The sequence below is a fragment of the Flavobacterium coralii genome, assembly GCF_019891545.1.
Taxonomy (GTDB): domain Bacteria; phylum Bacteroidota; class Bacteroidia; order Flavobacteriales; family Flavobacteriaceae; genus Flavobacterium; species Flavobacterium coralii.
In genome coordinates this window covers 377,144-391,646 of the sequence record NZ_JAHDIU010000002.1, presented here as the reverse complement: position 1 = coordinate 391,646, position 14,503 = coordinate 377,144, and the positions used below count along the sequence as shown (strand labels likewise).

11 protein-coding genes are annotated in these 14,503 nt (G+C 42.2%); 2 read left to right on the top strand and 9 right to left on the bottom strand.

Annotated features, from left to right (window positions below; translation table 11 throughout):
• Window positions 1-115: 115 nt before the first annotated feature.
• The 9 genes from acs to KJK34_RS04525 all read right to left on the bottom strand — a co-directional run bounded on the left by acs (window position 116) and on the right by KJK34_RS04525 (window position 11,311).
• Entirely contained in the window at window positions 116-2,023 is a 1,908-nt protein-coding gene (gene acs / locus KJK34_RS04565) for an acetate--CoA ligase (protein ID WP_223052671.1), read from the bottom strand.
• A 91-nt stretch (window positions 2,024-2,114) separates the two neighbouring features.
• A complete protein-coding gene (locus KJK34_RS04560; protein ID WP_223052670.1) occupies window positions 2,115-4,013 on the bottom strand; it encodes an acetate--CoA ligase in 1,899 nt (632 codons plus the stop codon).
• A 34-nt stretch (window positions 4,014-4,047) separates the two neighbouring features.
• The gene (locus tag KJK34_RS04555; protein ID WP_223052669.1) at window positions 4,048-4,410 is read right to left on the bottom strand and encodes a response regulator transcription factor; all 363 of its coding nucleotides are present in this window, start codon (window positions 4,408-4,410) and stop codon (window positions 4,048-4,050) included.
• 8 nt (window positions 4,411-4,418) lie between these two features.
• A complete protein-coding gene (locus tag KJK34_RS04550; RefSeq protein ID WP_223052668.1) occupies window positions 4,419-7,106 on the bottom strand; it encodes an ATP-binding protein in 2,688 nt (895 codons plus the stop codon).
• On the bottom strand, window positions 7,099-7,293 hold the full coding sequence (locus KJK34_RS04545; protein ID WP_223052667.1) for a hypothetical protein: 195 nt from the start codon (window positions 7,291-7,293) through the stop codon (window positions 7,099-7,101). The genes KJK34_RS04550 and KJK34_RS04545 overlap by 8 nt, the downstream gene beginning before the upstream one ends.
• 54 nt (window positions 7,294-7,347) lie before the next feature.
• Window positions 7,348-9,105 (bottom strand): sodium:solute symporter family protein, encoded by a 1,758-nt coding sequence (locus tag KJK34_RS04540; protein WP_223052666.1) that lies wholly within the window; start codon window positions 9,103-9,105, stop codon window positions 7,348-7,350.
• A gap of 27 nt (window positions 9,106-9,132) precedes the next feature.
• Window positions 9,133-9,390: a DUF4212 domain-containing protein gene (locus KJK34_RS04535; protein WP_223052665.1), complete on the bottom strand. Its 258-nt coding sequence runs from the start codon at window positions 9,388-9,390 to the stop codon at window positions 9,133-9,135.
• 19 nt (window positions 9,391-9,409) lie between these two features.
• Complete coding sequence (locus KJK34_RS04530; RefSeq protein ID WP_223052664.1) at window positions 9,410-10,786, bottom strand: porin; 1,377 nt, start codon at window positions 10,784-10,786, stop codon at window positions 9,410-9,412.
• 105 nt (window positions 10,787-10,891) lie between these two features.
• Window positions 10,892-11,311 carry an IS1/IS1595 family N-terminal zinc-binding domain-containing protein gene (locus KJK34_RS04525; RefSeq protein ID WP_223052663.1) on the bottom strand — a complete coding sequence of 140 codons (420 nt, stop codon included), beginning with the start codon at window positions 11,309-11,311 and terminating at the stop codon, window positions 10,892-10,894.
• Between the two features lie 269 nt (window positions 11,312-11,580).
• Between KJK34_RS04525 and KJK34_RS04520 the strand changes: the two genes are divergently transcribed.
• Complete coding sequence (locus KJK34_RS04520) at window positions 11,581-12,189, top strand: flavin reductase family protein (RefSeq protein ID WP_223052662.1); 609 nt, start codon at window positions 11,581-11,583, stop codon at window positions 12,187-12,189.
• The gene (locus tag KJK34_RS04515) at window positions 12,189-14,501 is read left to right on the top strand and encodes an oxidoreductase (protein WP_223052661.1); all 2,313 of its coding nucleotides are present in this window, start codon (window positions 12,189-12,191) and stop codon (window positions 14,499-14,501) included. The genes KJK34_RS04520 and KJK34_RS04515 overlap by 1 nt, the downstream gene beginning before the upstream one ends.
• The last annotated feature ends 2 nt before the right edge of the window (window positions 14,502-14,503 follow it).

Sequence of the window (14,503 nt, the reverse complement as noted above, 5' to 3'; positions counted from 1 at the left end):
TCCTTCCTATTTTAAGATTAGGTTTAAAGAATATAATTATATGCTTAAACAAAATCAAATCCATAAAAAAACAGCCCTGTAATGGGCTGTTTCAGAAAATAGTTAGTGTTTGTTATTATAGTTTTCCTTCTTTTATTTCCTCTACAATTTCAGGATTCAGTAATGTGGTCGTATCACCGAAGTTTGAAAAATCGCCTTCAGCTATTTTCCTGAGGATACGCCTCATGATTTTACCTGAACGTGTTTTCGGCAACCCTGATACAAATTGTATTTTATCAAGTTTGGCGATAGGCCCAATATGGCTTGAGATATGTTCATTAATTTCTTTCTTCAGGTTTTCCCTGTCTCTGCCTTCGCCTGATTCTTTTAAGATAATAAAGCCGTACAGCGCATTACCTTTTACATCGTGCGGGAAGCCAACTATAGCTGATTCTGCCACAGCCGGATGCTCATTAATAGCATCTTCTATAGGAGCTGTGCCCAGGTTGTGGCCCGATACTATAACCACATCATCTACGCGTCCTGTAATACGGTAATAGCCTACCTCATCACGGAGCGCCCCGTCACCGGTAAAATATTTACCCGGGAAGGTAGAAAAGTAGGTTTCTTTAAACCTTTGGTGGTCGCCCCAGATGCTGCGCGCCATTCCCGGCCACGGGAATTTTATACAAAGGCTGCCCACTACCTGGTTACCTTCAATCTCGTTACGCTTTTCATCCATAAGTACAGGTTGCACACCCGGTAACGGCAAAGTTGCATAAGTAGGTTTGGTTGGTGTTACAAATGGTAGTGGCGATATCATGATACCTCCCGTTTCGGTTTGCCACCAAGTATCTACTATTGGTGATTTTTTCTTGCCAACATGGTCGTTATACCAGTGCCATGCTTCTTCGTTAATTGGTTCGCCTACAGAACCTATTACTTTTAGTGTAGACAGGTCGTATTTATCTACCCATTCCCAGTTTTCTTTTGCCAGGGAACGTATTGCAGTTGGTGCGGTATAGAACTGAGTAACTTTATGCTTGTCTATCACTTCCCAGAAACGCCCGAAATCAGGATATGACGGAATGCCTTCAAAAATAACGGTTGTAGCTCCGTTAAGCAACGGGCCGTAAACGATATAAGAATGTCCGGTAATCCAGCCTATGTCGGCAGTACACCAGTACACATCATTTTCTTCATAGGCAAATATGTTTTTGAAAGTGTATGCCGAATATACCATATAACCGGCTGTAGTATGCAGCATACCTTTAGGTTTGCCTGTAGAGCCGGATGTATATAATATAAACAGCGGGTCTTCGGCATCCATAATCTCGGCAACGTTATTAGCCATTGCTTCGTCAAGTAGTGGTTGTAACCATATATCACGACCTTCTTTCATCTTAACTTCAGAGCCTGTACGCTTAACAACAAGTACTTTTTCTACTGTTTCGCACTTTTGCAGTGCTTCGTCAATAATACTTTTAAGCTCTATCGTCTTATTACCGCGGAAGCCTCCGTCAGATGTTATAACCATTTTACAGCCGCTGTCGTTTATCCTTGAAGTTACAGCTGAAGCCGAAAAACCTGCAAATACAACGGAGTGGATTGCACCTATACGGGCACAGGCCAATACTGCAACTGCAAGTTCGGGTATCATGGGCAGGTATATACACACCCTGTCTCCCTTCTTTATGCCCTGATCGCGCAGCACGTTTGCCATTTTGCACACCCTGTCATACAGTTCGTTATATGTTATGTGTTGTGCTTCTTCGGCAGGGTTGTTCGGTTCAAATATAATGGCTGTTTTGTCGCCACGTTTTGCCAAATGCCTGTCTATGCAGTTTTTGGTAATATTTACTTTGGCATTTAAAAACCATTTGATATTTGCCTCCTGCATATCAAACTCTACAACCTTGTCCCATTTTTGGTACCATGTAAAGTTTTCATCGGCAATGCGTTCCCAAAATTTTCTGGGTTCGCGTATGGATTTATTATAATGTTTAAAATATTGTTCGAGATTTTTGACCTGATAATAACTCATCTTATAAAATATTTAGATAATTTCTACGAATTGTAAATATATCAATGTATTAAATTATATCCTATATATTTATGCTAAAATACTATACACACTATACTTCATGCTTAGACGACCTGTATCGGCTTACATCCGTAAGTATTTCATCAATAATAGATTCATCATCTATTGTTGACGGTACCTGGTATGCTGCACCATCTAAGAGGCTGCGCAGCAGCTTGCGCAGTATTTTGCCTGAGCGTGTTTTAGGCATCCGTTTCACATCAATAACATTTTTCATAGAGGCAACAGCTCCTATCTGCCCTCTTACAAGCTGCACTATTTCATACTCAAGCTGAAAATGCTCATACTCAACACCCGACTTAACCACCACCAGTGCCATAGGCACCTGCCCTTTCAGCTCATCGGTAACGCCAATTACGGCACATTCAGCAACCGCAGGGTGAGATGCTACAACTTCTTCCATTTCTGCGGTAGAGAGCCTGTGCCCTGCCACATTTATAACATCATCTATACGCCCTGTAATATATACATATCCGTCCTCATCACGATAGCCCCCGTCACCCGCAAGGTAATATCCCGGAAATTTGGTAAAATATCCCGCTTTAAAACGCGCCTCATCTTCCCAAAGGCCAAGCATATTGCCTGGCGGCAATGGCAGCTTTACCACTACATAACCTTCTTCATTTGCGCCAAGCTCTTCTCCGTTTTCATTAAATATTTTCAGGTTATATCCACATACCGGAACGGTTGCAGACCCCGGTTTTACCGACATTTTCTCTACACCAAGCATGTTGGCAACCATAGGCCAGCCGGACTCTGTTTGCCACCAGTGGTCTATCACAGGTATGGGTATATGCTGCCTGTACCAATCCAGTGTAGAAACATCACACCGTTCACCTGCAAGAAACTGGTTTTTAAGGCTGCGAAGGTTATATTGTTTTATCAGCTTCCCTTCCGGGTCTTCTTTTTTAATTGCCCTTATCGCAGTTGGTGCGGTAAACATGGTTTGCACCTTATGCTGCTCTATTACCCGCCAAAAAGTACCTGCATCGGGTGTGCGGATAGGTTTACCCTCAAAAAGTACTGTAGGGTTTCGGTTTATCATTGGGCCATACAATATGTAGCTGTGCCCTACAGCCCAGCCCATGTCTGATGCTGCCCAATATACCTCGCCTTCCGCAACATCATAAACATATTTCATCGAAAATTTAAGTGCCGTGGCATAACCGCCTGTATCTCTTACAATTCCTTTTGGTTTTCCTGTAGTTCCTGAGGTGTATAAAATATAAAGCGGATGGTTGGAATTCAGAATTTCATATCCTGCTTCGGCAGAGGAATTAACCAGTGTTTCATAGTCTACATCATACTCCCTGAAAGGAATTTTAGCACCCAGCTTCCTGTTGAAAATTATTACTTTTTCGGGTTTATGTTCGGCAAGGTCTATTGCTTCATCAACAAGTGGTTTATAGGCAATCAGCTTATCTACTTCTATTCCTGATGAAGCCGTAAGGATAAGTTTTGGCCTGCAATCGTCTATACGTATTGCAAGCTCGTGCGGTGCAAAACCACCAAATACTACTGAATGTGTTATGCCAAGCCTTGCACATGCCAGCATGGCGAAAGCAGTTTGTGGTATCATGGGCATATATATTATTGCCGTATCACCCTTACTAAAACCAAGTGAGAGTATAGCTCCGGCAAGTTTTGCTACTTCTGCCTTCACCTGATTATAGGTGTAGTAGGTTATTGTTTGTGTTACAGGCGAGTCGTATATAAGGGCGGTTTCGTCTCCATACCCATCTTCTATATGTTTGTCTACAGCAAGGTAACACATGTTCAGCTCGCCGTCTTTAAACCACAGCGGGTAACCTGAATCATCTTCAGAAAGTATTTCTGTTGGTTTTTTAAACCATGCTATTGCATTAGCCTGTTCCTGCCAAAAACCGGCAGGGTCAGCTATGCTGTTGTTATAAAATTCATTATAGTTCATTTGTGTTGGTTTTGTTGTTGTTGTTTGTACTGGTTCAGGTAATCAGTTCGTTTACCTGTTCAATCAGCTTTTTGATAGAAAAGGGTTTAGTCATGTAAAGATCTGCACCAAGTGCAAGGCCTTTTTCTATATCATTTTCCTTATTTTTTGCAGAAAGGAAAATTACCCTGCAACCACTAAGCCTTTCCTCTTTTTTTATCTGTTCCAGTGTTGCGTAGCCATCCACATGCGGCATCATAACATCCAGTATTATTACATCAGGTAGGTGGCTTTTTAAAATATCAAGCGCCTCCTGCCCGTCGCGTGCAATGAATACCTCAAAATTGTTTTTCTTGAAAGTATATTCTAAAGACATTACAATGTTTGGCTCGTCATCTACTATCAATATTTTTTTCATAACAGCTTTTATAAATTTTTAGGTAATGTAAATATAAGCCTTGCACCGCTGCCTTCTGCATTTTCTGCCCATATTTTACCGTTGTGCCGCTCTATAATCTGCCTGCTTATGGCCAAGCCGAGACCGCTGCCGACAGGCTTTTTTATATTTTGGTTATTAGACTGATAAAACTTATCAAAAATCAGCTCGGTATCAGCAGGCGCTATCCCTTTACCATTATCTTCTACGGTAGTTGTCAGTATATCTTTGTTACCTTTTATTGCTATCTTGATAACCCCGTTTTGCTCAGGGCAGAACTTTATAGCATTTGCCAGCAGGTTGGTTACTACCTGTACTATCCTGTCCTCATCATAACACGCCTCTGTGCTTCCTGAAGTATTAAGAACTACATGAATGTTCTTATTGGCAATAAGCTGCTGCAACGGTTCTAATGCTTTATTTACCGTATGTTCTAAATCATTTTGTGATAGATTTATATCCTGCCTGCCTGTTTCAAATTTTTCAAGGTCTAATATCAGGCTAATAAGCCTGTTAAGCCTGTCTGACTCTGTTATTATATTCTGAAGGAACTGCTTTTTAAGCTCTTCCGGAATTTCGTCGTCATCATGTAAAATTTCGCTTGCCGCCCTTATAGCTGTTATAGGGGTTCTCAGCTCGTGGGTTACCGTATCGAGGAACTCATCCTTCTGCCTGTCTTTCCACAACAGTTTTTCATTGGCTTCCTTTAGCTGTGCTGTTATTTTCTGCAACTCATTAGACGTTTCTGTAAGCTTTTTGTTAATAATGATATTTTCCTTACTCTCTTCCAGTATTTTTAAAACTTCGGGCAGGGTTATTTTCTCTTCCTTAACAACACTGGCTATCAGTATTTTTGCAGATGCGGTACCAATATGCCCCGTCAGCAGGTTCTCGGCAAACTTTACAAGGCGGGCATCGGCAAGCTCCTGGTCTTTGTCAACATTATACTTCAGGTTAAAAATATTCATTGCCCTTTTGGTACGCTCCTCCCCTAAAAACCTTTTCAGCACCTTCTCTATATCACTTGTATAGGCAGTACCTTTCCAGATAAAAGCCTTTTCGTGCATATTGATGTAGCGATCTATATCCACAAACATTTCTGCATAGTTCCTTTCCCTGTAGTTGCCTTTAAAGCTCACAGAAACAGCCATGTAAAGGAAAATATTTACAAGCAGGCTCCAAAACAGCGCGTGCGGAACGGGCGTTAAATAATCCAGCCCGAACAATGAAAACGGCTTTAGCAGGGTAACACCAAGAGGGCCTTCGGTAATGATGCTGCCTCCCATTTTTGCAACGCCCGTAGCATAAGGTACCAGTAGCGTATAGGTACATACCAGAAACCCGCCAGTGATACCTGCAACAGCACCGTTGCGCGAACCGCGCCTCCATAGTATGGCACCAAAAAAAGAAGGTGCAAGCTGCGCTATTACCACAAAAGCAACCAGGCCTATCGATACAAGGTTATAATCGAGTACAAGCCCTTTATAAATTATATAAGAAGCTATTACAAGGCTGAAAATACCTATTTTACGAATGTTTACAATCCGTTTACTGTTCGTTTCCTCATCGCTGCTTTGCAATGCTCCTAAAAAACCGTAAGGTATCAGAATGTTGTTACTCAACATGGTAGAAAGGCTTATTGATGATACCACTATCATAGATATAGCCGCAGAAAAGCCCCCTAAGAATACTAATACTGTTACAACAGGGTTACCCATAATCCTCGGAATCATCAATGAATAAGTATCAGGGTTTACCCCCTGCCCTTCAAAAAGTATATTGCCTCCCCATGCTATAGGATACACAAACAGGTTAAACAGCAACAGGTAAAGCGGAAATAGCCATATAGCCGTCTTTAAGTGGTGCTCCCTGTTGTTTTCTATAACACTCATCTGGAACTGTCTCGGCAGCAGGAAAATAGCAAACAGCGAAAGCAGGCATAAAAAGAACCAGTTTATTGCTTCGGGTATCCCACCGACTGTATTTTTTTGGGCATAACCTTCAAGCTGTGCAGCTTTTTGGGTAATGTCATCAAAGCCATCAAAAACATAAAATGTTACATAAAGCCCCAGCAGCAGGAAAAAGAACAGCTTTAATACCGACTCCATTGCTACCGCTGTAACAATTCCTTTTCTTTTTTGGGATGCATCTACATAGCGTGTGCCGTAATAGGATGCAAAAAGAGCAAGCGCTATGGCTACATAAGTAGTTGTGTCATAAATAAAATTGGTGCTTTCTGTGGTGTTGGTAACAACATGAAATGTTTCTGATATTGCCTTTAACTGAAGGGCTATATATGGTAATACTCCAAAAAGTACAATCAGCGTTACCAATGCACCTAAAAAGCGGCTGTTACCGTAACGCAGTGAAATAAAGTCGGCAATGCTTGATATTTTATTAATACGCGAAATACGGATAACCTTCCGTAACAGGATTATCCATGCGGGTATTATAATAACCGGCCCAACATATACCGGCAGGTAGCCCAGCCCGCTGTTGGCGGCAAGCCCTATACTGCCATAGTACGTCCATGCGCTGCAATATACAGCAAGTGACAGCGAGTACACATACGGGTTGTTCGTCCACCTTATATTGCCTTTTTTTTCTGCCCAGTGTGCCACAAAAAAAAGCAGTGCAAGGTAGCCGCTTAAAATAATAAGTAATACCGCACTACTCATAGTACCTCATGAAAACAAAAAGTGATACCAATATCGATAAAAGCCACACTGAAAAGATGTATACATAAATAAGCGGCAACCCCAGAATCGCCTTGCTGCTGTCAAAAAGCAACAGCAACGGCATATTGAAGGCGAGCAGCAGCCCAACGGAGAGTATAATTAGCTTTTGCTGATGGCGTTTTTTCATCTGTTGTAGTAATAATTCCCTGCCTGAATCTTAAACAGGCAGGGAATACTTTTATTAATGATCTACTGCTTCTCCGGCACCCGAAGGTATCCTTATGTTTTCTACAATTTCCTGTACATCCTGCGGTGGCGGTGGCGTAAACTGGTTTATTATTATAGCTACGGCAAAGTTTACTATCATGGCTATAGTACCAAACCCTTCGGGAGATATACCAAACCACCAGTCTGGTTTCAGGCTTTCTACAGCCTCCTGGCCTCCATCAAATATACCAAATTTAAACTTAAGCATGTAAAAAAGCATTAGTGCAAGCCCAACTACCATACCGCCAACTGCGCCTTCTTTATTCATTCGTTTATAAAAGATACCCAGTATGATAGCCGGGAAGAACGAAGCGGCTGCAAGCCCGAATGCAAGCGCTACAACGGCAGCAACAAAGCCCGGAGGGTTAATACCAAAGTATCCGGCAATGCAAACCGCTACAACTGCCGAAAGGCGTGCAGCTATAAGCTCTCCTTTTTCAGAAATATCCGGTTTTACCATTTTTTTGATAAGGTCGTGCGATACTGAAGATGATATTACCAACAGTAAGCCGGCAGCAGTAGAAAGTGCAGCGGCAAGCCCACCGGCAGCCACAAGCGCAATAACCCAGTTTGGCAGCTGTGCAATCTCGGGGTTAGCAAGCACCATGATATCATTATCAATAGTCAGTTCATTCCCCTTTAGTCCTTTCTCTTCCGCGGCAGCTAAAAATTCCTCATTTTTAGACTTTTCATTGTAGTACTGAATTTTTCCGTCCTGGTTCTTGTCTTCATATTTTAGAAGCCCTGTCTTTTCCCAGTTCTTAAACCATGCAGGCATGGTGGCATATTCTTTATCGCTAACTGTTTCAATTAAGTTTGTACGTGCAAATACAGCAACAGCAGGTGCGGTAGTATAAAGTATGGCAATGAAAAGCAACGCTAAACCAGCCGATTTACGGGCATCTTTTACTTTCTTCACTGTAAAGAAACGCACAATTACGTGCGGTAAACCTGCCGTGCCCACCATAAGGGCAAGGGTTATGGCAAATACATCTGTAAGCGATTTAGAACCATCGGTATATTCGCTGAAACCAAGTTCTGTAGATAGACCGTTCAGTTTATCCAGAAGATAGGTTCCTGAACCATCAGCCACTGTACCACCCATACCTAGCTGTGGCACTGGGTTGCCTGTCATTTGAATTGATATGAATATAGCTGGTACCATAAAAGCAAATATCAGCACGCAGTATTGGGCCACCTGGGTATAGGTAATTCCTTTCATGCCTCCTAATACGGCATAAAACAATACTATGATCATACCGATGATTACACCTGTATTAATATCAACTTCCAAAAATCTTGAAAACACCACTCCTACTCCCCTCATTTGCCCCGCTACATAGGTAAATGATACAATAAGTGCACATATGACCGCAACCGAACGTGCTGTTTTAGAGTAATAACGGTCGCCTATAAAATCAGGCACCGTAAATTTTCCGAACTTCCTTAAGTAAGGTGCCAAAAGCAATGCCAGCAGTACATAGCCCCCTGTCCATCCCATTAAGTAAGTAGCACCGTCATATCCGGCAAATGAAATAATCCCCGCCATTGATATAAAAGATGCGGCGCTCATCCAGTCGGCTGCTGTAGCCATACCATTTGCAAGGGGCGATACACCGCCGCCTGCAACATAAAATTCTTTAGTAGAACCGGCACGAGACCATATGGCGATTCCAATGTAGAGTGCAAAAGATGCCCCTACAATTATATAAGTCCAGGTTTGAACATCCATTTTGTAAATCTTTAAATGTTAGTAGAATTAATCGTTGTATCCATATTTTTTGTCGAGCTTATTCATAAGCCTTACATATACAAAAATCAGGATAACAAACACGTAGATAGAACCCTGCTGCGCAAACCAGAACCCCAGAGGGAAACCGCCCAGCTTAATACTGTTTAGTGCATCTTTAAACAATATGCCTGCACCATATGATACTATAAACCATATCAGCAGCAGTATAAACAGGTACTTAAGGTTTTCCCGCCAGTACGCCGTTGCTTTTTGTTGTTTTTCCATAACCGAAAGTATTTGTGTTTTATAAATAGATTTGTAGCTGCATAATAAACTCGCCTTTAGATGAAACATCATCTAATGCGGTATAAACCGGCCTTGTAGAGTATTGTGTGGTAATTTTAGCATGGTGGCCGTTTATAAAGAAGTTAGCGCCCACATCAAACTGTGTGCTCGATTTTTCGAGAGCCTCAAAGTTTTTGTAAGTAAAGGCACCAAAAGGCTGTATGCGCACCATTGGCTTTTCGGCTGCAGACGGCAGCAGGAAGCCTGCCTGTGTGTACCAGATATTACCTGTACCAATAAGCGGCTGGTTACTTCCTGCACCAGCAATTGCTGTTGCTCCTGCAAAGTCAGGGTTTGGTACACCAACATTCATAATACCGATGTTCCTGATGTAATTAGGGCCAAAATCGTAGTTGTAGAAAACGCTGTATGCTGTTAAAGCCATTTTCTTTTCGGGGCTGCCCACAGGAAGGTCGGCAAAAACATCGGCTGCAAAAAGGTTCATATCATGCTTTTCTATTTCGCCGCCTACAGATGTTTTTGTGCTTTCGGGAGCATTATAAAAACCCGCACCAATATTAAATACTTTTTTAGTGCCGAGGTAAGTACCCACTTTATAAGGCAAAAAGTTAGATTCCTGGTCTAAAAACTGGTATTCTACATAACCGGCTTTGCTCCATTTGGTATTGCCGTTATTATCTACCGCAACCGCTGCATCTGCCGTAGGCACATCAACCGGGGCAACATTGGTAGCAAAAGGTTTGTTGTAAGATAACCTGTATTCAAACTTGCCTGCCTTGCCTTTAGCAAAAAAGCCCATCTGCCTTGCAAACTGGTCTGAGTTCTCAATTAAAGGCCAGTTAAAAATCGGGGCATCAAGCGTAAGAAAATTAAGTGTGGAAGCCATTGTCATACGCGAAAGCCCCATGTAATAATGAAGTCCGCCACCAAGCGTAAGGCTGAACTTTTTATCGGCCTGCGGGAGCACTAGAGCATACTCGTTCCAGGCATCATGAAAAAACAGCCCGGGCTTTTTGCCTGCACCATAGCCGCCCGTACCTGTAGAGCTTACCGCTCCGCCATTAGTGAAAGTCTGGTTATTAATACCAAAATGGGTTAAGATTAAATAGCGGGGGCTAACCTGTGCATAAAGCAAAAAGCGAAGCCTCCTGTTACCAATATCGGTACTGCTGGTGGCTTCTTCGCCGTTAACCATGGTTCCGGGGTTAAACTCTGTGCTCTTAAACCATATCTGGTTCCATGCAATTACCCGCATGTACTTTGTGCCGGTAGTGTCAAGGTTAAACTTGAGGCCACCTCCATACTCCGGCGAGCCTTGCGAGTAACCTGCAACTGAAGCAAGCACCAAACCGGCAATAAGGTAAAGTCGTTTCATAATCTGGTTGTTTTTGTGGTTAAAAAAACGTTTTCGGTACAGCCAAATTCTAAAAATGAAACGACCTGTTGCTAATGTGGTATATATATTTGTAAAGAGATATAGTTAATCTTTAAAGCGCTCCCATTTTATAAGCATAAACTTATCTCCCAGCTCAGTAATAATCATGCCTGCACCGCTAAGCTGGTTTTTATTTTTAAGATATTCTATCAGTTCGGGGTGGTTAAAAATCTTATACGTAGGATGATAATCGCCATGTGAAGGCTTTTTAACCCTGAACTCCTTAACCCAATTGCTCACCGTTACATGGCTAACACCAATGATGCGTTCAATTTCGCGGTAACTCAAGCCCTCAAGATAAAGCTGTAAAGCCTTAGTTACATAGTAGTTATCTATTTTTTTACCAATTTTATTTACCGTAAAATAGTAATTGCATTTCTTGCACAGGTAACGCTGTTTCTGGTTTACAATTCCACTCTTAACAATATGGTTATTATGGCATTTAGGGCATGATAAAAGTTCCATATATAGTTTTTTTGCATAAATATAATTATTTAGCAAATATATAAAAACACATTATTCAAAAAATTAAAAAATAAATTACACAGTAAACAATATTAATCATTTATAATTAAATTTTTATCATATATGAAACAATTAAAGGAATTGCTGTTTTAAAATTGATATTAAATACTACAAGGTTTTAGTATTGATGTATTCCTAACTTTATCACAAAAAAATTAAGATAATGGTTATAAAATTTCTTTTATTTGTAAGCATTAAATGATGTTTACATGCAGATAGACCCATTACATACAAGCCAGAAAGATATATACAAGATTTTAACGGGAACTGTAATACCACGCCCTATCGGCTGGGTTTCTACAACAGATGCAGAAGGTAACTATAATCTTGCCCCTTTTTCTTTTTTTAATGCCGTTGGTGAAGACCCGCCTCACGTGATGTTCTCTACTGTACGCACGGGAAATGTAAATAAAGACACACTGAATAATGTACTGCAAACAGGGGAATTTGTAGTTAATATGGCTACTGAAGATTTAGTGGAAAAAATGAATACTACATCGGCCAATCTTAAGCCGGACGAAAGCGAATTTGAGCTTGCCGGACTTACCCCTGCCCCTTCCCTGTTTGTAAAAGCGCCGCGCGTGTTGGAAAGCCCTGTAAATATGGAATGTAAGCTGGTACACAATTACAGCCTTGAAGACCACAAAAATGGCGGTGCCACGATAATGATAGGCCGTGTGGTGATGTTTCATGTTGACGACAGCATATTGCTTGATAACTATAAAATAAACCAGGATGCATACCGCCCGGTGGCAAGGCTTGCCGGATGGAACTACTCTAAACTTGGTGAAATATTCTCAATAAAAAGGCCTGAATAATGAAGATTACAGTAATTGGCGGCGGCCCGGGGGGGTTGTATTTTTCCATCCTTGTAAAAAAGGCCATGCCTGCCACTGAGATAAATGTGTACGAACGCAACCGCGCTGATGACTCTTTCGGATTTGGCGTAGTATTTTCTGATGAAACCCTTAGCGAATTCCTTACACGCGATCCGCAGTCGTATGAACTGATACGCAGCCGTTTTGCTTATTGGGATGAACTTGATGTTGCCCGAGATGGCGAGAAAGTACGCATAACAGGCAACGGCTTTTGCGGCTGTTCGCGCAAAACACTATTACAGCTACTGCAGCAACGCTGCCGCGAAGAAGGTGTAAAGCTGCATTTCGAGGCCAATGTAGATGATCTTTCGCAGTTTGCAGATTCTGATATCATAGTAGCATCGGACGGTATCAACAGCGGCATCCGCGACAAATTTGCAGCACAATTCGGCACTGAAGTAAAAATGCAAAGCAACCGCTTTGTATGGATGGGTTCTACACGCCCGCTGGATGCTTTTACCTATTTCTTCAGGAGTACGCCACACGGTGCTATGGTGGCGCATACGTACCAGTATGAAGAAGGAATGAGCACCTGGATATTTGAAATGACAGATGAAACCTGGCAAAAAGCAGGTTTTTCTATAACAGATGAAGAGGATACAATAGATAAAATATCCGGTTTCTTTAAAGAAGAGCTTGACGGTCACCCATTAATTACCAACCGCTCGCACTGGAGGCAATTCCCCGCGGTAACCAATAAAAACTGGTATCACAACAATATAGTGCTCTTGGGTGATGCAAAGGCCACTGCCCACTACTCTATCGGTTCGGGCACCAAGCTGGCAATGGAATGCGCTATTTCGCTGGCTGATTCGGTTATACAGTATAAGACTGATATAAAGGCAGTTTTTGAAAATTACGAAAAGCTGCGCCGCAACCGCGTGGAAATGATACAACATGCGGCTAATGTTTCGCTGGACTGGTTTGAGCACATGGACAGACATATGCAGCACGATTTTATGCAGTTTGCCTTTAGCGTAATGACGCGCTCTAAAAAAGTGACTTTTGAAAACCTCGGGCTGCGTGATACCTCTTTCCCTAAAAAAGTACTCGCAGAATTCAATGAGCGCGAAGGCAATGAAGACAAATCCACTCCGGCTGCTTTTACACCGTTTACGCTTCGCGGCATGACAGTAGACAATCGTATTGTAATGAGCCCGATGGAACAGTATTCTGCTAAAGATGGTGTGGTTTCTGACTGGCATTTAATGCACTACGGGTCGCGTGCTACAGGTGGTTTAGGATTAATATTAACCGAAGCAACTGCTGTGTCTCCTGAAGGAAGAATTACTTTAGGTTGTCCCGGTATATATACTCAGGAACAGACAGATGCATGGAAACGAATTACAGATTTTGTCCATACAAACAGCACCTCAAAAATAGGGATGCAGATTGGGCACTCCGGCAGAAAAGGTGCCGTAAAACGCCCGTGGGAAGAAAGGAACGAGCCTATAGAAAACGCATGGGAATTGCTATCAGCCTCCCCTATCCCATTCAATGATAAAATGGCAGTGCCGCGTGAAATGAACATTGGGGATATCGATGTAGTTACTGAACAATTTGTCAACGCTGCCAAAAATGCCGATGCTGCCGGGTTTGATATGATAGAGCTACAGGCACATCATGGCTTCCTGTTGGCTTCATTCCTGTCGCCATTAACTAATATCCGCACAGATGAATTTGGTGGCAGTATTGAAAACAGGCTCAAATTCCCGCTAAGGGTATTTAAAGCCATGCGCGAGGCATTCCCGCAGGATAAACCAATGTCCGTACGCATTTCCGCATCTGACTGGGCAGAGAATGGCATTACTGAAGAAGAGGTGATTGCCATTGCACAGGCATTTAAACAAGCGGGCGCTGATATTATAAATGTTTCTACAGGCTTAACGGTTGAAAATCAAAAACTGGCTGTAGGCAGAATGTGGCAAACGCCTTTCAGCGATATGGTACGCAATGAAGTACACATCCCTACCATCACGGCGGGATACATACAGGATATTGACCAAATCAATACCATATTACTCAACGGCCGTGCTGACTTGGTAGCATTAGGTAAAACATTGTTACTCGACCCGTTCTTCGTGCGCAACGCACAGGCGTATGAGTTATATAAGGCCAACGACCTGCACGCTGTGGGGATACCGAAGCAGTATATGTCGGCCGCGCCGCATATGTACCCGTACCGCTCCGGGGAGCGCAGGACTATAGAGAATATGAAGAAAGCATCAAAACCACTAACGCATAAGAAATAAGA